16 protein-coding genes, 1 tRNA gene and 1 pseudogene are annotated in these 17,429 nt (G+C 70.9%); 8 read left to right on the top strand and 10 right to left on the bottom strand.

What is annotated here, in order from left to right:
* Positions 1-107: 107 nt before the first annotated feature.
* From H0487_RS05145 to H0487_RS05135, 3 genes are read right to left on the bottom strand one after another with little or no spacing between them, the layout of a single operon-like run.
* Positions 108-1,568, bottom strand: a complete 1,461-nt coding sequence (locus H0487_RS05145; RefSeq protein ID WP_183093155.1) for a class I adenylate-forming enzyme family protein — start codon at positions 1,566-1,568, stop codon at positions 108-110.
* 3 nt (positions 1,569-1,571) lie between these two features.
* A complete protein-coding gene (locus H0487_RS05140; RefSeq protein WP_183093154.1) occupies positions 1,572-2,471 on the bottom strand; it encodes an alpha/beta hydrolase in 900 nt (299 codons plus the stop codon).
* Positions 2,468-3,445 carry an enoyl-CoA hydratase/isomerase family protein gene (locus tag H0487_RS05135; protein WP_183093153.1) on the bottom strand — a complete coding sequence of 326 codons (978 nt, stop codon included), beginning with the start codon at positions 3,443-3,445 and terminating at the stop codon, positions 2,468-2,470. Before H0487_RS05135 ends, H0487_RS05140 begins: the two co-directional genes overlap by 4 nt.
* Before the next feature lie 101 nt (positions 3,446-3,546).
* On the opposite strand from H0487_RS05135, the gene H0487_RS05130 reads away from it, so the two are divergent.
* Both H0487_RS05130 and H0487_RS05125 read left to right on the top strand, forming a co-directional pair.
* The gene (locus tag H0487_RS05130) at positions 3,547-5,148 is read left to right on the top strand and encodes a GMC oxidoreductase (RefSeq protein WP_183093152.1); all 1,602 of its coding nucleotides are present in this window, start codon (positions 3,547-3,549) and stop codon (positions 5,146-5,148) included.
* Positions 5,149-5,153: 5 nt separating this feature from the next.
* Positions 5,154-5,846 carry a TetR/AcrR family transcriptional regulator gene (locus H0487_RS05125; RefSeq protein ID WP_183093151.1) on the top strand — a complete coding sequence of 231 codons (693 nt, stop codon included), beginning with the start codon at positions 5,154-5,156 and terminating at the stop codon, positions 5,844-5,846.
* Between the two features lie 24 nt (positions 5,847-5,870).
* Here H0487_RS05125 and H0487_RS22855 read toward each other — a convergent pair whose 3' ends face one another.
* The 4 genes from H0487_RS22855 to H0487_RS05105 all read right to left on the bottom strand — a co-directional run bounded on the left by H0487_RS22855 (position 5,871) and on the right by H0487_RS05105 (position 9,588).
* On the bottom strand, positions 5,871-6,008 hold the full coding sequence (locus H0487_RS22855) for a hypothetical protein (protein ID WP_220793100.1): 138 nt from the start codon (positions 6,006-6,008) through the stop codon (positions 5,871-5,873).
* Positions 6,009-6,614: 606 nt separating this feature from the next.
* The gene (locus tag H0487_RS05115; protein ID WP_183093150.1) at positions 6,615-7,451 is read right to left on the bottom strand and encodes an alpha/beta fold hydrolase; all 837 of its coding nucleotides are present in this window, start codon (positions 7,449-7,451) and stop codon (positions 6,615-6,617) included.
* The gene (locus tag H0487_RS05110) at positions 7,448-8,344 is read right to left on the bottom strand and encodes an SDR family NAD(P)-dependent oxidoreductase (RefSeq protein ID WP_220793099.1); all 897 of its coding nucleotides are present in this window, start codon (positions 8,342-8,344) and stop codon (positions 7,448-7,450) included. The genes H0487_RS05115 and H0487_RS05110 overlap by 4 nt, the downstream gene beginning before the upstream one ends.
* Complete coding sequence (locus H0487_RS05105; RefSeq protein WP_183093149.1) at positions 8,341-9,588, bottom strand: NADH:flavin oxidoreductase/NADH oxidase family protein; 1,248 nt, start codon at positions 9,586-9,588, stop codon at positions 8,341-8,343. Before H0487_RS05105 ends, H0487_RS05110 begins: the two co-directional genes overlap by 4 nt.
* 90 nt (positions 9,589-9,678) lie before the next feature.
* Between H0487_RS05105 and H0487_RS05100 the strand changes: the two genes are divergently transcribed.
* The 3 genes from H0487_RS05100 to H0487_RS05090 are packed head-to-tail and all read left to right on the top strand — an operon-like array spanning position 9,679 to position 12,151.
* On the top strand, positions 9,679-10,293 hold the full coding sequence (locus H0487_RS05100) for a TetR/AcrR family transcriptional regulator (protein WP_183093148.1): 615 nt from the start codon (positions 9,679-9,681) through the stop codon (positions 10,291-10,293).
* Complete coding sequence (locus tag H0487_RS05095) at positions 10,290-11,282, top strand: NADP-dependent oxidoreductase (protein WP_183093147.1); 993 nt, start codon at positions 10,290-10,292, stop codon at positions 11,280-11,282. The genes H0487_RS05100 and H0487_RS05095 overlap by 4 nt, the downstream gene beginning before the upstream one ends.
* Positions 11,279-12,151: an alpha/beta fold hydrolase gene (locus H0487_RS05090; RefSeq protein WP_183093146.1), complete on the top strand. Its 873-nt coding sequence runs from the start codon at positions 11,279-11,281 to the stop codon at positions 12,149-12,151. The genes H0487_RS05095 and H0487_RS05090 overlap by 4 nt, the downstream gene beginning before the upstream one ends.
* Positions 12,152-12,501: 350 nt before the next feature.
* Here the strand turns inward: H0487_RS05090 and H0487_RS05085 are convergent, their stop codons facing one another.
* The gene (locus H0487_RS05085; RefSeq protein ID WP_183093145.1) at positions 12,502-12,861 is read right to left on the bottom strand and encodes a hypothetical protein; all 360 of its coding nucleotides are present in this window, start codon (positions 12,859-12,861) and stop codon (positions 12,502-12,504) included.
* Positions 12,862-13,152: 291 nt separating this feature from the next.
* Here H0487_RS05085 and H0487_RS05080 point away from each other — a divergent pair.
* Together H0487_RS05080 and H0487_RS05075 are read left to right on the top strand one after the other, a co-directional pair.
* Positions 13,153-13,225 (top strand) — tRNA-Arg (locus H0487_RS05080).
* Between the two features lie 24 nt (positions 13,226-13,249).
* Positions 13,250-13,702 carry a DUF4395 family protein gene (locus tag H0487_RS05075; RefSeq protein WP_183093144.1) on the top strand — a complete coding sequence of 151 codons (453 nt, stop codon included), beginning with the start codon at positions 13,250-13,252 and terminating at the stop codon, positions 13,700-13,702.
* Here the strand turns inward: H0487_RS05075 and H0487_RS05070 are convergent.
* Both H0487_RS05070 and H0487_RS05065 read right to left on the bottom strand, forming a co-directional pair.
* A complete protein-coding gene (locus H0487_RS05070) occupies positions 13,695-15,374 on the bottom strand; it encodes a PP2C family protein-serine/threonine phosphatase (RefSeq protein ID WP_183093143.1) in 1,680 nt (559 codons plus the stop codon). The two genes, H0487_RS05075 and H0487_RS05070, sit on opposite strands and share 8 nt — an antisense overlap.
* Complete coding sequence (locus tag H0487_RS05065) at positions 15,371-15,949, bottom strand: STAS domain-containing protein (protein WP_183093142.1); 579 nt, start codon at positions 15,947-15,949, stop codon at positions 15,371-15,373. Before H0487_RS05065 ends, H0487_RS05070 begins: the two co-directional genes overlap by 4 nt.
* 24 nt (positions 15,950-15,973) lie before the next feature.
* Between H0487_RS05065 and H0487_RS05060 the strand changes: the two are divergent.
* Positions 15,974-17,429 (top strand): annotated as a pseudogene (locus tag H0487_RS05060) (lamin tail domain-containing protein); the annotation flags it as partial.

Here is a 17,429-nt window from a genome sequence, read left to right as displayed (position 1 = left end):
TACCGGCGGGCGAGTCCTCGCGCGTCGCAACGTGAGTGCATCGACCGCGTCGGTGTCGTCGGCGCGGGACCGGAGCGCGCCGGCACGGTACCGAGCCCGTCGCGCGGTCACCTCACCACGGGGGTGAGCCCGTCGCGCAGTGCCCTCTTGTCGAGCTTGCCGACCGCGTTCTTCGGCAACGTCGCTCTCACGTGGATCACCGTAGGACGCTTGTAGCCGGTCAGGTGCTCCCGACAGCGCGACTTGAGGGCGCGAACGTCGACGACCATGCTCGGCTTCGCCTCGACGAAGGCGACGACGACCTCGCCCCACGTCTCGTCCGGCACACCGATGACCGCGGCTTCGAGGACGGACGGGTCGGCGGCGAGGACGTCTTCGATCTCCTTGGGGTAGATGTTCTCGCCACCTCGGATGATCATCTCCTTGGAGCGCCCGACGAGCACCAGGTAGCCGTCGTCGTCGCGGTAGCCGATGTCGCCGGTCCGTAACCAGCCGTCCCTGAGCACAGCAGCGGTCTCCTCCGGCCTTCCGAGGTAGCCGCGCATGACGTTGGCGCCGCGTACTTCGACCTCACCGGACTCCCCCGGTCCGAGTGCGCGGCCATCTGTGCCGACGATCCGCAGCTCCTGATCGGGGAACGGCAGGCCCACGGTGCCCGGCTTCCGCGGTCCGCACACAGGGTTGATGGTCGACCCGCAGGTCGCTTCGGAGAGGCCGTAGCCCTCGACCAGCGGGAAGCCGTAGCGCTCCTCGAAGCGAGTCAGGAGCTCGGCCGACGCCGGCGCGGCACCGCACACGGCGAACCTGACGGAGCTGGTGTCGGGCCTCACGTCGTCGGGGAGCGCCGCGAGCATGCTGTAGATCGTGGGGACGGCCGAGAAGAACGTCGGTCGGTGCGACTCGACGATGTCGAAGAAGGTCGTCGGGTTGAAGCGGTCGGCGATGACGACACTCGCCCCCACGAGCAGCGGGGTGAGGACGCTGACGACGATGCCGTTGACGTGGAACAGCGGCAGGATGAGCAGGCACCGGTCGTCGGTCCCGAGCGTGAGGGCATCGCGTCCCATCGCCGTCATGGCGTCCAGGTTGGCGTGGTCGAGCATGACGCCCTTGGGGACTCCGGTGGTGCCGGAGGTGTAGATCAGCAAGGCGAGGGCGGACGCGTCCTCGAGGGGCGCGACCGACCTTGCCGGGTCGCCGTCCAGGTGCGCGATCGACAGCGTGGCGACGTCACCGACGCCGAGGGTGCCCTCCTCGATCACGAGGAGCCGGGCAGCGGAGTCGTCGAGCTGGCGGGCGACCTCGACATCGGTGAGCGCCGGGTTGACCGGCGTGATCGTGGCGCCGACCCGCCAGGCGGCGAAGAGGAGCACGACGAGCTCGACGCGGTTGGTCAGCCGCAGTGCCACGACGTCCCCCGGTCCGATGCCGTGGTCCGCGAGCTGCGCGGCGACGGCCTCGACCCGGGCGAGCAGCTCCGTGTTGGTCAGCGAGATCGCGCTGTCGGCGACGGCGGGGCCGTGCGGGTCCTGGGCGGCGCGTCGGTCGATGAGCGTGGAGAACGTCATGCGTCAGGCCTCCAGGTGACGGGAGAGGAAATCGATCTGGTCGGCGACGACGACCTCGAAGGGCGCTCCGAGGTAGATGTCGAAGTGGCCGGCGTCGTACCGCTTGACCTCGCCGCGAGGCGCGGTCCGTGCGTAGGCCAGGGTCTCCTCGGGCGGGGTGACGGAGTCGTGGTCACAGATGCAGAAGAGGATCGGCATCCGCACGTCCTTGGCCGCCTTTCCGGGCCGGTGGCGGGTGATCGTGGGCGCCACCCGCGCCGCGACCTCGTTGACGAAGGCGCCGCCCTCGGGGACGAGCGCGAGGTAGCCGGGGAGGGCGTCGGGCGCTGTCATCAGGGCCTTCGACCCGGGCTGCCCGGCAAGCGTGATCAGGACGGGATCCCTGCGCGTGGCCATGGCGAGGACGTCGCGGCCGACCGTCGGCAGCAGCCGCATCGTGCCGACCGGGCCCAGCGCCCGCGCCGAAGCGATGCCGTCGGTGAAGGGGCACTGCGAGACGGCTGCGCGCAGCTCAGGATGCCGCGAGGCGACGATGATGGCGTGGCCGCCGCCGAAGGAGCTGCCCCAGACGGCGACGCGGGTGCCGTCGACGTCCGTCCGGGTCTTCACGTGGGCGATCGCCGCGTCCCAGTCGGCCAGCTGGCGCTTGATCGAGAGCAACTGTCGGGGCTGACCGGTGGAGTCACCGAAATGGCGGTACGTGAAGGCCAGTGCGGCGATCCCGGCCTGGGCGAACCGCTCGGCGAAGGCGTCGAGGCCCATCTCGCGCGTGGCCCCCAGACCGTGTCCGAGGATCACGACCGGTGGGTTCGCGACGCCGTCGGGGATGAACAGCCAGGCGGCGCAGGTGTCGCAGGCCGAGTCGAAACCGACGTCGTGCCGGGTGACGGTGTGGCCGCTCATCGTCGGGCCTCGTTGCGCGGGGCGCCGGCACCGCGGGTCGTGCCGGCCCGGAGCACCTCGTCGAAGACACCGGGCTGGTACAACGGCAGCTCGCCGGCCGCGTCGGTGTTGGCCATGTAGTCGAGCATCAACTCCTGGCCGAGGTCGGAGAGCGCGGTGGCGAGGAACTCGGAGCGCTCGATGTGCAGCCCTTCCTCCAGGCCCGCCGAGCCGCCGAAGTAGACCGACCGCTTGATCGCGGCCCGGGACGCCTTCGGTCTGGCGCCGAGGTGCCCGGCGAGCTCGATGGCCCGGCCGAGCACCTGGTCCGGAGCCACCACGTCGTCGACGGCCCCGACCTCGAGCGCCTGGGCCGGCGTGAACGGTTCACCCGAGAGGATCGCGATCAGCGCCCGGTGGTTGCCGACCAACCTGGGGAGCCGCTGGCTTCCGCCGCCGCCCGGCATGATCCCGAGCAGCACCTCCGGCTGGCCGAGGAGGTGGTCACCGTCGGCCATGACGCGCAGGTCGTTGGCCCAGCAGAACTCGGCGCCGAGGCCGAGCGCGGACCCGTTGAGGGCCGCGATGAAGATGACTCCGCTGCGGTTCATCTTGAGGAAGGTCTGGTGCACCCGCTCGAGCTGGACCGCGGGCCACAAGGGCGTCCTGCCGAGCGCCGCCTTGAGCCCACCGGCCCGGTTCACCCCACGCGCCGTGTGGGCGAGCGCGGAAGCGCCGCGGACCCCGACAGAGGGGACGGTCGCCCCTCCCTCCTGCAGCCATCGCACCTCCGCGTGGGAGACGAAGCGGTCAGGATGCGTACCGGTGAAGACCACGGCCTGGACGGCGGGGTCGCTGTCGGCCCGGTCGACCAGCGCGTCGAGCTGCTCGGCGATGTCGTTGCCGAACAGTCCCAGCGGGCCACCGTCGATGCGGGCGACCAGGACCGCGCCGCGGTCCTCGATCGCGAGGTTGCCTCGTACTTCTCGTGCCATGACCGGTCCTTGGTTGCAGGTGCTGAGGGGAAGCCGGCTCCCCGCTTGCACACTTACGATAACGAAGTTATTCTAGGCTGACAACCCCGTCAGGAGCCACCGTGACCAGCACCACCTGCCAGCCGCTCGACCACGACTGGGTCGTCGTCGGCTCCGGATTCGGCGGCAGCGTCGCCGCGCTCAGGCTGGCCGAGAAGGGCTACCGGGTCGCCGTCATCGAGCGCGGCCGCGCGTACGCCGACGACGAGCTGCCCGCATCCGCTGCGGACAGCCGTCGCTTCGTCTGGGCGCCCGCCGTCGGGCTGCGCGGCATCATGCGCAACGTCTTGTTCCGGCACGTGTTCAGCTCTACCCAGACCGGGGTCGGCGGCGGGAGCCTCGTCTACGGAGGCGTTCTGTTCCGCCCCCACGAGGCCTTCTTCACTCATCCCCAATGGACGGGTCTGGCGCCATGGCAGGAGAGTCTCGAGCCGCACTACGCCACCGCCGAGCGGATGCTCGGGGCAGGCACGACACCCTGGGAGTCCGTGACGAGCGGTCTGACCCGCGAAGCTGCCGAGAACTTCGGGGGTAGCTTCGCGGCGGCACCGGTGGCTGTCTTCTTCGGCGAGCCGGGCGTCACCGTGCCCGATCCGTACTTCGGCGGCGAGGGCCCGGACCGGACCGGGTGCATCCGGTGCGGCGAGTGCATGACCGGCTGCCGCACCGGTGCGGCCAACCGACTCACCAAGAACTACCTCTGGTTCGCCGAGAAGCGCGGCGTCCGGATCGTCGCCGAGCGCGAGGTGGTCGATGTGAGGCCGCTCGGAGCCGCGGACGGGAGCGACGGCTACCGGATCACCACGCGCCGCCCCGGCGCCCGGTGGCGCAGCCGACCCAGCGTCGTCACCGCGCACGGCGTGGTGTTCGCCGGCGGCGCTGTGGGCACCAACGCCCTCCTGGCCGACTGCAAGCACCGCGGGTCCCTGCCCGCGATCAGCGATCGTCTGGGCCACCTCGCCCGCACCAACAGCGAGTCCGTGCTCTCCGTGCTGCTCCCCGAGGACCTCGGCACCTGGCGCGACGTGACCGCGAGCAGTCGGGTCATCGTGGACGGCGACACCCAGATCGAGTTCCTCACCTACGGGCCCCGAGGCGACTTCATGCGCCTGATGTTCACGGTCCTGGTCGGCCAGGGCACCGGTGTACGGCGCCTGCTGGGCTGGGCCCGGGCCGCGCTGCGGCACCCCCGCCGCTGGCTCTCGACGATGCGGGCGGGCTGGGGCGCGCGCACCCTGATGATGCTGGTCATGCAGCCGCGGGACAACGCGATCCGGTTCATCGCGAAGAGGCGGCTTCTGGGGCGTGGCTTCCGGCTCACCACCACGCAGGACGAGGACCGTCCCGCGCCGACCTACATCGACGCGGGCCACCGGGTCGCGAGGTGGTTGGCCGAACGCACCGGCGGCGTCGCCCAGAGCAGCGTCTTCGAGGCGTTCGGCAACCGCCCGATGACCGCCCACGTCCTCGGTGGCGCGATCATCGGCGAGACCGCGGCGACCGGGGTCGTCGACGCCCGGCTGCAGGTGTTCGGCTACCAGAACATGGTCGTGTGCGACGCCGCCGCGCTGCCGGCCAACCCCGGCGTCAACCCGGCGCTCACGATCACCGCCCTGGCCGAGCACGCCATGTCGCAGGTCCTTGCCGTCGGTTTGCGACCATGACAGCCATGTCGAGAGACTCCACCGTGCCGGACAGTGCTTCGAAGGGGATCCCGGAGCGACTGATCGACGCCGCCGTCGCCATGCTCGCCGAGGAGGGCCCGTCCGCCATCAAGGCCAGGACGGTGGCCGCACGTGCCGGCATGTCGAGCATGGTCGTCTACAACTACTTCGGCGGCGTACCGGAGCTGCTCCACGCGGTCGCGGACCACGGCTTCGACCAGCTGGGACGGTCGTTCGCGCTGATCGGCGAGAGCGACGACCCCGTCGCGGACCTGTTCACGATGGCGTTGACCACGTTGGCCGAGGCGCGGGCGAACCCGCACCTGTACGACGCCATGTTCGGGCTCTCGACCCGGGCGACCTACCGGCCAACTCCGACCAAGGGCGAACGGCGTGCGGGCCACTCCCCCGCGTTCAACGCCGCCTACGCCCACGTCGTCGCGGCCGCGGCCAGGCTCGGCACCTCCGGCACCTTCACGATCGACGACCCGACCGCGGTGGCCGGCGCGCTGTGGAGCTTCGTCCACGGCTACATCGGCCTCGACCTGGCCGGCCACTTCGCCGAGTTCGCCGACCCGGTGCGCCAGGTGCTGCTCCCGATGGGTGTCACCTTCTGCGTCGGCCTAGGAGCCGACCGCGAGGTGGCTCTCGCGTCGCACGAAGCCGCTCTCCTCCGAGCATGGCGCCCGCGCGCCTGAGGAGCCCTTCGCGCGGGACACCGCTCAGAGCCATGCGCGCTGGGCCTCCGGCAGCTGGGGGTACGGCGCCCGGTCCGTCCCGAACGTGCCGGTGCAAGCGAGCGGCCGGGCCTGCAGGAAGACCCCGACCCGATGGGTCTTCTCCTTCAGCGCATGGGTCATCGCGCTGGCGTGTCCGCCCTTCTTGTAGGCGAAGTCCTGCGCGAGGCCGTAGGTCTTCCACAGGCTGATCGAGGTGTGCTCGTAGGGCAGCTGGGCGGAGATGGTCGATGCTCCCGCGGTGCCCAGGGTGGTGAGCGGCTCGACTGGCTGCGTGCATGTTGTTGCGCAGGAATTCCACGAGCCGGCCGCGGCGGAGGATGCCGTGCACGATCGCGACCATGGGCTCGTCGTCCTCGAGCGGCTTCGCCCCGCCCGCGTTGGGCTGCCAGCCGTGCCAGTGGTCGCTCTCGGACTCCGAGTCGATCCTCACGCGCACGATCTCGCTGTCCATGCTGAACCGGCCCGCGCCGTCGATCGCCCGTCGCAGCGGGCCGGCGAAGGCGGCCTCGGCCGGCTCGGCGCAGTCCCATGCGGCAACGAGCGCGCAGCCCCCAGGCACGACGTTCGGCGCCAGCGAGTGGGTTCCGTTGTTGGCGTGGTTCACGGTGGCGCCACGCAGGCCGTCGATGCCTGCGTCGATCGTGCGCGCGAGGTCGCGGCGCCATCTGATCCGACCCCCGGGCGGTCGGCCGAAGGCGTCGATGGTGAGGAAGTCAGGTCCGTCCATCACTTCTCACCCAGGAAGTCGAGGACCTCCGGCACGAACTCGCGGTGGTACTGGAAGACACCCCCGTGACCGGAGTCGGGGTAGATCCGTAGGCGGGAGTCCGGAAGGCGGGCGGCCATGTCAGCGGAGTGCTCGCTGGCGACCATCAGGTCCTTGTCACCGTTGGCGACGAAGACCGGGATCTTGATCTGCGACAGGTCGTCGGCGGCGTGCAGCCCGCCGCTGGTGATCGCGCGCACCTGCGCGATGCCCGCTTGACGGGAGATCGGCTGGTCCAGGTCCGACGTGCGCTCGGCGAGCCGCTCGAAGTAGGCGTTGGCGGCCTTCTTGCCTTCCGCGGTGCGCGGGAAGAACAGGAAGTGACGCGGGTCCTTACGCGCCAGGAACGCCTTCGTGTAGGCGCCGCCGACGATGAAGGGCATCTTCCAGATGCCCCCGCCGCCGCGCGGCCCGGTGCCGGCGAGCACCATCCGGCGGACCAGGTCGGGGGCCTGCAGGGCCACCATCTGGGCCACAGCGCCGCCGAGGGAGAAGCCGATCAGGTCGACCTCGCCGTAGCCCAGAGCGCGGATGAACGCGATGGCGTCCGCGCCCATCTCCTCGATGTCGGCGGGCACGCGACCTCCGGTGCCACCGACCCCCCGGTTGTCGAACGCGATCACGTGGTGGCGCGCGGCCACACCGTCCAGGACGCGCGGGTCCCAGTCGTCGAGGACTGCGGTCAGGTGGTGCAGGAACACCACCGGCACGCCGCCGGGCTCGCCGAGCTCGCGGTAGGCGAACGACGTCCCGTCGACATCGATCCGCCGGGTGGGCGTGGACTTCCAGGTGGTCATGACTTCTTCCTTCGTGAGGGTGCCGCGGCGGTGGTCACCGGCGGACGTGGGGCGGGGCGTGCGTCGAGGCGGGCGAGGACGTCGAGGATGCGGCGGTCCTGGGCGAAGCGGTGGTCGAGGGTGGGGCCGAGGACGCCCCGCAGGGCGGAGACGGGTCCCCAGAGGTTCGGCCGGATGACCCGTGCCGCGCGGCTCTCGAGCCCGTCGGCGATGCCGACTGCGGCCTGCTCCGGGGTGATCCGCTTGAGCATGACCTTGGGAAGCGTGCCGAGCAGCTCCATGACGACGGGGTCCTCGTCGACGCCGCGGGCGATCATGTCGGTCTGCACCAGCGAGAAGTACGCCGTCAGCACGGAGACGCCGGCGTCGGCGAGCTCGACGCGCAAGCCCCGCCCGAGCTGTTCGACCGCGGCCTTGCTCATCGCGTAGGGGATCGTTCCCATGCCGTTGAGGAACGCGAAGACGGAGCTGATGAGGACGACCTGGCCCTGGCGGGCGATCACCTCGGGGAGGGCCGCCGCCACCGTGTTGGCGACACCGGTCACGTTGACCGCCCACGTGGCTTCGATGTCGGTCGTCGGCGTGTTGCGGAGGGTAGCCGCCTTCGCCAGCAGCCCCGCGTTGGCGATCACGACGTCGAGCCGGCCGAAGTGGTCGACGGTCTGGGCGACCGCCGCCTCGAGCGACGCGCGGTCGCGGACGTCGGCGACGCACCCGATGACATCGGTCGGGTGGAGCTCACGGGCCCGGTCGGGCGTGGTCGGGTCGATGTCGGCCACCGCGACGCGAGCGCCACGGTCGAGCAGCGTGCGGGCCGTGGCCGCGCCGATCCCGCCGTTGCCACCGGTGATCAGCACCACCTTGCCGGCCAGGTCGTAGGACGAGCGCGTCACTTCAGGCCTCGCTTCGGGGCGAAGGAGACCCGGCCGTTGCGCCGCACCATCGCCAGCGCGGTGACCAGGGGGCCGCGGCTCAGGTCCGGCTCGAGCCCGCGGGCGAGCCGGTGCAGCTGGTCGGTGTTCCAGCTGATGTTGAGGAACCCGTCGAGCGCCTTGAGGTCGGTCAACCGGCCCAGCACCCGGCGCATGCCGGCCTGGACCTCGTGGGTCGTCAGGGTGGCGGTCCGTCCCTCGAGGATGCTCGCCGCGGCGTCGGTGGCCGTGACGGTGGGGCGGGCGATGCCGACGAGGTCGCACTCGCCGGCTGCCAGCGCGTCCTCCATCGCCGTCCGGCTGCGGAAACCGCCGGTCACCGCGATCGGGATGCCGCCCGCCTCCCGTCTCACTGACCGGGCGTAGTCGAGGAAGTAGGCCTCCCGCTCCCGGGTCGAGGACGCTTCGGAGCCCCCCATCGCCGGGGCCTCGTAGTTGCCGCCGCTGACCTCGATCAGATCGACGGCCTCGGCGGCGAGTGTCGCGACGACGGCTCGGGAGTCGTCCTCGGTGAAGCCGCCGCGCTGGAAGTCGGCCGAGTTGAGCTTCACTGCGACGGCGAAGCCGGGGCTCACCCGGCCGCGCACGCGCCGTACGACCTCGATCAGGAACCGCATCCGCCGGTCAGGGTCTCCGCCCCACTCGTCATCGCGCAGGTTCGTGAGCGGCGAGAGGAACTGGGTGATCAGGTAGCCGTGCGCCGCATGGAGCTCGACACCGTCGAACCCGGCTTCTTCGCAGACCGCAGCTGCGGTCGCGAACCGTTCGATGATCTCCTCGATCTCGGCGGTGGTCAGTGCGCGGGGCGTCGTGGCGCCGGGCATGGCCAACGGGACGGAGCTCGGCGCGACCGGCGTGTGCCCCAGGGCGAGCAGGTTCGACTGCCGGCCTGGGTGGTTGAGCTGGGCGAAGATCACCGCACCACCGTCGTGGGCGGCCTTCGCCCACTCGGTCAGCTGAGGCAGGGCCCGGTCATCGGTGATCGCGACGTTGCCTGGCTCTCCGAGGTGCGCCCTGTCAACCATGATGTTGCCGGTGATCAGCAGGCCGTAGCCGCCCTGTGCCCAGCGCCGGTAGAGGGTCACGAGCCGCTCGTCGGGAGAGTTGTCCACGTCACCGAGCGCTTCACTCAGCGCCGCCTTCGCAATGCGGTTGGGCAGGCGGACGCCCGACGGAAGATCGAGCGGATCAGCAAGCGAGGCCATGGGACGCTCCAGTAGTTGATTGCAGTACGGTCATAATAGTATGATCATAATGCTACGTTGGTGACAAGCCCCCGGAAGGAGATCCACGCCATGCCGAGATACAGCCCGGACCACAAGGCCGCGACACGCCGTCGGATGATCGAGACCGCCGGACGCCGGTTCAAGAGCGACGGCATCGACGGCTCCGGCATTGCGACCCTCGTCGCCGACGCGGGTCTGACCAACGGCGCCTTCTACGGCCACTTCTCATCGAAGGACGACCTCGTCACCTCGGTGGTGGCCCAGCAGCTCGCCGACCAGGTCGCCGTCGTCGACAGCCTTCCGGCGGGCCTCGCCTCCGTCGAGCAGTACCTCCGGGAGTACCTCTCCCCCGCGCACCGCGACGACCTCGCGGGCGGCTGCCCGTCGGCAGCCCTGCTGGACGAGATCGGCCGCTGCGACGTCGCGATTCGGGAGGCGTACACCGAGGGCGCCCGTTCGATGATCGACGCGATCGCGCGCCACCTCGACGACGGCGATGCCGAGCGGACCAAGGAGCGCGCCATCGGGCTCTTCACCCTGCTCGTCGGCTCGCTCCAGGCCGCCCGCGCGGTCACCGACCCCGAGCTGTCCGACCGCATCCTCGCCGCGGCCTACGCCAACGCCATCACCCTGGCCACCGCGCCGCACCCGCCCGCACTCCCAACAGATGAGGAAACACGATGAAGGCCTTCGTGGTCACCCGCTACGGGCCGGACGGGCTCGAACCCGCTGACGTCCCGGCGCCGCTCGTCGGAACTCACGACGTCCTGGTCGACGTCCGCGCCGCGAGCGTCAACCCGCTCGACAAGATGGTCCGCAACGGTGAGTTCAAGCAGCTCATCAAGTACAAGCGACCCTTCACCCTCGGCCACGACCTCGCTGGAGTGATCACCGAGGTGGGTACCGATGTCCGCGGCTTCACGGTCGGCGACGAGGTCTACGCCCGCCCACGCGACCTTCGCATCGGGGCCTTCGCAGAACAGGTGGCCATCGACGCCAGCGACGTCGCCCTCAAGCCCGCGTCCTTGTCCTTCGAGGAAGCCGCCGCGGTGCCGCTCGTCGCGCTCGCCGCCTGGCAGGCCCTGGTGGAGGTGGCCGAGGTCCGGCCTGGTCAGAAGGTTCTGGTCCACGCCGGCGCCGGCGGCCTCGGCTCCACCGTCATCCAGGTCGCCCGACACCTCGGCGCCTACGTCGCCACGACCGTCGGCCCCGCGGACATCGAGAAGGTCCGCGACCTCGGTGCCGACGAGGTCATCGACTACACCCGGCAGGACTTCACCGAGGTCCTGTCGGGGTACGACGTCGTACTGGACTCGCTCGGCGCGGCCAGCCTGGAGAAGTCGCTGACCGTCCTCAAGCCGGGCGGTGTGGCCATCAGTGTGGTCGGCCCTCCCGATCCGGGGTTCGCCACCCAGATCGACCAGCCGCTCCTCAAGCCGGTCATGGCCGTCCTGAGCCGCAAGGTCCGGCGCCGGGCCCGCACGCTGGGTGTCCGATACGCGTTCTTCTTCATGCGGGCCGACGGCGCCCAGCTCGCCTCGCTCGCCAAGCTCTACGACGCCGGCACCCTGCGCCCCGTGCTCGACCGGACCTTCCCGTTCGAGCGCACGCTCGACGCCATGGCCTATGTCGAGCAGGGCAAGGCCAACGGCAAGATCGTGGTGACCCGATGACGACGTCGACTCCCCTGACAGGCACGGCCACGACCGGCTCGGCCACCTCGGCCACCACCCCGACGCGCTACCTGGACGTGGACGGCACCCGATTCGCTTACCGCGAGCTCGGCCCGCGCGGCGGCGTACCGCTCGTGCTCCTGCACCACTTCACGGCCACCATCGACGACTGGGACCCGCGGGTCCTGGACGGCATCGCGGCCGAGCGCCACGTCGTCTACGTCGACAACCGAGGTGTGGGGGGCACCCGCGGCCGTGTTCCTCGCTCGGTCGACGCCATGGCCACCGACGCCCTCGGCTTCATCGGCGGGCTCGGGCTCACCCAGGTGGATCTCCTCGGCTTCTCCCTCGGCGGGTTCGTCGCTCAGGTCATCGCGAGCAGGGAGCCGCGCCTGGTGCGGCGGCTGGTCCTCGCCGGCACCGGCCCCTCGGGCTTCGACGGGGTCGGACAGCTCAACCGTCGCCTCCTCACCGACACGGCACACGGCGTGGTCAAGCTGACCGACCCCAAGCCGTTCCTGTTCTTCACGCGGACCGCGGACGGCCGAGCCGCCGCCGCCGACTACATGACACGCCTGGCGGAGCGGAGCAGCGATCGCGTGGCGCGGACCTCGCTCGGCGCGGCTGCCCGCCAGCTCGCCGCGATCGCACGGTGGGGCGCAAGCGCTCCCATGGATCTGAGCCTCATCCAGCAGCCGACCCTGGTGGCCAACGGCGAGGACGACCGGATGCTCGCGACCCGCGGGGCCTTCGACCTGGTGCACCGGATCCCCGACGCGCGACTCGTGATCTACCCCGACTCAGGCCATGGCGGTGTGTTCCAGCACCACGACCGATTCGTGCCGGAGGTCCTCCGGTTCCTGCGCTGACCCCCGAGGAGCACGAGGCCGAACCGGCTCGCTCAGCCGGTGATGTCGCGGCCGATGAGGCGGCGGGCGGGTCCACTAAGGACTCGGGCGAGTCGCCGGCGAGCGAGTGGACATGAACCGGTCGACGAGCAGCTTGAGGTCCCAGTAAGAAATCCACTCCTCGTCGTCACTAAGAGAATTCCAGAAGCACGGAGGCTGGCGCCGGACCTGCGGATCCTCCGAGGCAGGAAGCCGCGAGTACTCCAGATCCTTACGCATTTCCTCATATCTCGTCACCGGCATCCCGTACTCCGACGCCAACGCAATCGTGCTGGGCGACAGGTCCCAGCCATCGTCGGCCGCATCCCAGATCAGCCGACGCAGCGCGAGCGCCTTGGTGTCGCCCGAAAAAGGATGTTGATCGCGCAGTCCATTCGATTCGCCACCTCGAGGCCTGCCGTGCCGACAACTGTGGGAAAGCTCCCCTCGAGCATGCCGTCGCACTGGACGTACGCGTAGACCATGGGGCGCGGAGATCGCCGCGCGACTCCACCCGAGTAGTCGGCCCAGTGCCACCCTCCGACATCGCTGAGGCGGTACTTCGCACCTAGGCTGACGTTCCACTGACGTCGCACCCAGACAGTGATCTCGTCGTCATTCATCGCAGGCCTCCTGCTGAGCAGCCGCGCTTGGGCTGGAGTTCGCTGCATCAGTGTCCAGACGATCTCCACCAGGAATTCTTAGAGCACCGAAGGATCCTCGGCGCTCCGTCTCCGGATTGGCCTATTGCTTCAAGAATTCTGTGAGCAATCCCGAGCCAATGGCGCCCCCGGCGAGCGAATTGAGACGAAGGTCAGGAAGTTTTTCCTTGACACAATTCCGCGATCGCCCGCGTCACCGTGCACGACGGCTCTCAAACCGGTCAGATCCGGTCAAAACCGACCACGATCGCGGCCTGCCGGGCGCGCCTCGGTAGGCTCGTCGCCGATCGTGTGTCCTGCCCCGGCATCGACGCGCGGCCCGCCCCCGTAGCTCAGTGGATAGAGCAGCCGCCTCCTAAGCGAAAGGTCGCCAGTTCGACTCTGGCCGGGGGCACCGATAGGTCACCATGATGGCGTCATGACGGCCGTGTCCGCGTGCCCGCTCCGGCACCAGGTCGACCCGCGCGCGCTCCGGTTCAGCGCGGCGGCGACGGCTGCGGTGCTCGCGATGGTCCTGCTCCTCGCCTCCTCGACGCGGCCGGTCGCGGTGGGGCTGCTCGGCTCCCAGGTCGCGGTCTACGGGTTCACCGCCTTCGTCAGCGTGCACTGGTCAGTGTGGGCCCGGCTCTTCGCCGGCATCGTGTGGCCGCGGCTCGGTCCTGCCGCGGACCTGGTCGAGGCGGGTCCGGTCCGCCGTGCGCAGGGCGTCGGCTTCGTGCTCACCGCGGCGGCGCTGGCCGCGTTCCTGCGCGGCGCGGACACGGCGGCGTACAGCCTGACGGCGGTCACCCTCGCCGGCGCGATCCTCGAGGCGGCGACCGGGTGGCGCGTGGGGTCACCGTTCCGCCCCGCCAGTCGCAGGGTCAGCTGACGGTCACGGCCGCCGGGTCGCCACCCGCGTCAGTCCCGACGACGCCGACCTCGACGGCTCGGCGCAGCGCCAGCATGGCGATGTCGTCGGGGGCGCCGTCGCCGCTCATGTCCTCGCGGATCGAGGGCAGCAGGTCGTCGACGGCCAGGTCACGATGCCGGCGCGCGGCCGCCAGCAGGCGGTCCATGCCGGTGTCGATGTCCTCGTCGCGTCGCTCGACCAGACCGTCGGTGTAGGCGAGGAACGTCGCGCCGGCCGGCAGGGTCACCGTCGTGGCCTCGTACGACGAGGGGCCGACGCCGAGCGGCGGCCCGATCGGCATCGTGAGGAACCGGCAGTGGTCGCCGTCCAGGAGCAGCGGCAGCGGGTGGCCGGCGTTCGCGATCACCAGCTCCCCGGTCCGCCAGGTCCCGCGACCGACGACGGCGGTCACGATGTGGCCGTCGACCGTGACGTCGAACTGACGGGAGCACTTCGCCAGCGCCTCCGCGGGGCTGTCCCCGTCGACCAGGTAGGCCCGCAGCGTGAACCGCGCCCGCGCCATCTCCGCGACCGCATCGACGCCTCGACCCGAGACGTCGCCGACGACGAAGCCGAAGTGGTCCTCACCGACGTCGATGATGCTGTACCAGTCGCCGCCGATCTCGACACCCTCCGAGCCTGCGACGTAGGCGGAGGCGATCTCGTGATCGGGGATGTCGGGGAGCACGTGTGGGAGCAGCGCCCGCTGCAACCGCACGAAGGTCTCCCGCTGCTCCTCGTACAGACCGTTGATCCGCTCGTAGAGCGTGCTGATCGTGGCCGAGTCGTCCTGGGCCCGGATACCGGTGCTGACCACCTTGCGCGCGATCAGTGCGGTCGCGACGGTCAGCAACAGCCCACTGGCGACCAGGATCAACGGCAGCCACCGGCTCAAGGGGCTCCCGAGGTGCCCCTTCGGCTCGGTCACGACGGTGAGAACCGTGTCGCCGAACGGGACGGTCACCGAGGAGGTCAGCCCGTCGAGGGGCAGGTCGGCCGGGTCCTGGTCGGTCGTGGTCAGCGCCTCGACGCTGGTCTCCTCGCCCAGGTAGATCGCGTAGTGGATCTGAGCGTACGCCGAGTCGCGGTCGACCGGCGCGCGGCGGTTGGCGGGCAGCAGCCGCTCCACCTTCACGACGAAGCCGGTCTCCGGGTCGGCGAGAGCGTAGGCGAACCGGGTGCGGTCGCCCACCTCGACCCGCTCGACGACCGATGTCCTCGACGCGACCGCGCGGTCCAGGAAGTCCTGGACCTCTCCTCCCGCCGGGTCCATGCCGGGCGCCTTCCCGACCGCCGCGAGCCGGGTGAAGCGATCACCGTCCTGACGCCACAGCGACGCCGACACGTAGAGCGCCGTCTCGTCGCCGAGATAGACCGCCATCGTCCGCCGGAAGACCGCCCGGTTCCCGCCGGGGCCGGCCTCGGCCTGGACCCGGAGCGCGGTGGTGAGTGGCTGCTCGATGACGAGGATCGCGCTGGAGAGGACCGCAGCGGCCTGCCGGGTCTGGGTCTCGAGCAGTCGCTCCTCCGTCGAGCGGTCCGCCCGGTAAGCCGCCCATGACGAGACTGCCGTCAGGACCAGCCCGATGAGGACCACGAGGGCCCCGGTCCGGATCGGCCAACCCGCTCCCGGCTCGGTCGGGTTCCTCATCGCGGGGAGTCCTCCACGGCCGGACGGATGTCGAAGAAGCCTGCAAGCCCCGAGACCTCGAACAGCCTCCTGGCTGGCCGTGGAACCTGCGTCAGCACCAGCCGCGCGCCCTGGCGCGTCGACTCCTTGAGGAGCTGGACGAGGACGCCCATGCCGCTGGAGTCGATGAAGGTCAGGCCGCCGAGGTCGACCTCGACGGTCCTGCCCTGCTGGAAGTGTGGGCGCACAGCCGCCGTCAGGTCCGCAGTGACCGCGAGGTCGATCTCACCGGTCACGCGGACGACGACCGTCCCGTCTGACACGGGTGTCTGGGCGAACTCAGCCACAGCGGCGGCCTCCGGCACTGGAACGAGGGCACTCCGGTCCCTCGCACTGATCGTCCCGGCGGACTCCTTGGCCGGTGGCACCGTGCCGACCTCGAGTCGGATCGTTGGTGTGTCGAGAACCCTAGCCCCCTCCACCCCCCAGAGAGGGTGAGGCGCAGATTTCTCATTCCCCTCCTCCCCGACGGCTCCCGAACCTAGCCTCAGCAGGAGCACCGCCGACGCTCGGATCGACAGCGCTGTCCCCACCACCCGTCGAAGCTCCCAGGAGTATCGGTGCCACGTCGTCCCACCGTCCCGGTCCGTGTCGCCCTGCTCGCCGTGGTGACGGCGCTGCTGGCCGTTCCGCTCGGCGTCACCCCTCCTCCGGCGCAGGCCGACCCGACGGGCACCGAGCTCGTCATCACCGAGGTCCACACCGACGCCGGCCTGGACGGCGAGTACTCGACGTACGTCGAGCTCTACAACCCGACCCGCTTCCCGATCGACGTGACCGGCTGGAGCATCCAGTACTCCTTCGTCCAGCTGCCCGTCCACGTCGTCGCGGCGCCCGTCCCGCTGGCGGGCGCGGTCCCGGCCTACTCCCACTACCTCGTCGCGGGGGACGCCCTCGCGGCGAACCCGCTCGCCTACCCCGCTGCGCCGGACGTCCAGTCCAACGGCCTGGGGCTGCCGCGCGCCGCCGAGGGCGTCATCGTGGTGCTCGCCGACACCACGAGCAACCTGTCGCGGGTCGGCGACCTGGTCGGCCAGCCCGGCGTCGTGGACGCCGTCGGGTGGGGCACCACGCCGGGGTACGAGACGACCGCCTCCCCGGTCACGGGTGGGACGCCGAGCGTGGCCCGGGCCGTCTGCGACGGCGACACCGACGACAACTCCGTCGACGTCACCGCCAACGCGACGCTCGACCCCGCCAACAGCACGGTGGCCGACTACACCTGCGCACCGCCCTGCCAGGGCGAGACGATCACGATGCTCGGCAGCGGCACGATCACCGGCACCGCGGGCGACGACGTGATCCTCGCGTCCGGCGGGGTCGACGACATCGACGGCCTGGGCGGCGACGACACGATCTGCGCGCTCGGCGGTGACGACACGATCGCCGGCGGCGACGGCGACGACACGATCTGGGCCGGCAACGGCGCGGACTTCGTGACCACCGGCGACGGCGCCGACGCCGCCCGCGGCGGGCTGGGCGACGACCAGATCTGCGCCGCGGCCGGCGACACCCTCGGCGACACCCTTCTCGGTGACGCCGGCAGCGACGTCATCTGCGGCAGCCCGGGAGACGACACGATCGACGGCGGCCTCGGCGACGACTTCCTCGACGGCGAGGACGGGGCCGACACGATCACCGGGAGCTGGGGCGACGACGCCCTCGGCGGCGGCCTCGGCGGGGACCACCTCAACGGCGGGCCCGGCGACGACTTCGCCGACGGCACCGACGGGGACGACACCCTGCTCGGCGGCACCGGGGCGGACCTGTTCGCCGACGTCGCCGGTGCGGACACCGTCGCCGGAGGCCCCGGCGACGACGGGATCATCGGCGGCACCGGTGCCGTACGCCTCGACGGCGGCTCCGGCGACGACCTGGTCTTCAGCACCGACACCGGGCTGATCATCGGCGGCCCCGGAGCCGACACCCTGCTCGGCAGCCACGTCATCGGGGACAACATCAACGGCGGCCCGGGCGACGACTCCATCGCCGGGGGCGACGGCGACGGCCGCGTCG

Source organism: Nocardioides stalactiti (genome assembly GCF_014180715.1).
Lineage (GTDB): Bacteria > Actinomycetota > Actinomycetes > Propionibacteriales > Nocardioidaceae > Nocardioides > Nocardioides stalactiti.
Note: the sequence above shows the minus strand (reverse complement) of the source record. Positions and strands in the feature narration are given on the sequence as shown.

Excerpts from the sequence above, each read along its gene's own strand:
- H0487_RS05105 (WP_183093149.1), bottom strand. The coding sequence starts at position 9,588 with ATGGCCTCGCTTGCTGATCCGCTCGATCTTCCGTCGGGCGTCCGCCTG.
- H0487_RS05095 (WP_183093147.1), top strand. The coding sequence starts at position 10,290 with ATGAAGGCCTTCGTGGTCACCCGCTACGGGCCGGACGGGCTCGAACCC.
- H0487_RS05135 (WP_183093153.1), bottom strand. The coding sequence starts at position 3,445 with ATGGCACGAGAAGTACGAGGCAACCTCGCGATCGAGGACCGCGGCGCG.
- H0487_RS05115 (WP_183093150.1), bottom strand. The coding sequence starts at position 7,451 with ATGACCACCTGGAAGTCCACGCCCACCCGGCGGATCGATGTCGACGGG.
- H0487_RS05125 (WP_183093151.1), top strand. The coding sequence starts at position 5,154 with ATGTCGAGAGACTCCACCGTGCCGGACAGTGCTTCGAAGGGGATCCCG.
- H0487_RS05145 (WP_183093155.1), bottom strand. The coding sequence starts at position 1,568 with ATGACGTTCTCCACGCTCATCGACCGACGCGCCGCCCAGGACCCGCAC.
- H0487_RS05090 (WP_183093146.1), top strand. The coding sequence starts at position 11,279 with ATGACGACGTCGACTCCCCTGACAGGCACGGCCACGACCGGCTCGGCC.
- H0487_RS05140 (WP_183093154.1), bottom strand. The coding sequence starts at position 2,471 with ATGAGCGGCCACACCGTCACCCGGCACGACGTCGGTTTCGACTCGGCC.
- H0487_RS05075 (WP_183093144.1), top strand. The coding sequence starts at position 13,250 with ATGACGGCCGTGTCCGCGTGCCCGCTCCGGCACCAGGTCGACCCGCGC.
- H0487_RS05100 (WP_183093148.1), top strand. The coding sequence starts at position 9,679 with ATGCCGAGATACAGCCCGGACCACAAGGCCGCGACACGCCGTCGGATG.
- H0487_RS05070 (WP_183093143.1), bottom strand. The coding sequence starts at position 15,374 with ATGAGGAACCCGACCGAGCCGGGAGCGGGTTGGCCGATCCGGACCGGG.
- H0487_RS22855 (WP_220793100.1), bottom strand. The coding sequence starts at position 6,008 with ATGACCCATGCGCTGAAGGAGAAGACCCATCGGGTCGGGGTCTTCCTG.